General features: G+C 39.5%; 1 protein-coding gene. It reads left to right on the top strand.

The window, feature by feature from the left end:
• A partial coding sequence (locus tag LMB56_RS00010) for a reverse transcriptase domain-containing protein (protein ID WP_267865168.1) occupies nucleotides 1-223 on the top strand: 223 nt, incomplete at both ends.

Raw genomic sequence — 223 nt, 5'->3', positions numbered from 1 at the left:
TAGACCTAAAAGCCTATTTTGATAACGTTAATCATGACTTGATGATTAAGTATCTCCAACAATATATTGATGACCCATGGACACTAAGACTCATTCGTAAGTTTCTAACTAGCGGAGTCTTAGACCATGGGCTTTTCGCTAAGAGTGAAAAAGGAACTCCACAAGGAGGGCCATTGTCACCACTACTGGCGAACATCTATCTAAATGAGTTGGACAAAGAGTT

The sequence above is a fragment of the Limosilactobacillus reuteri genome, from assembly GCF_020785355.1.
Classification (GTDB): domain Bacteria; phylum Bacillota; class Bacilli; order Lactobacillales; family Lactobacillaceae; genus Limosilactobacillus; species Limosilactobacillus reuteri_I.
This window is presented reverse-complemented; position numbering and strand designations above follow the sequence as displayed.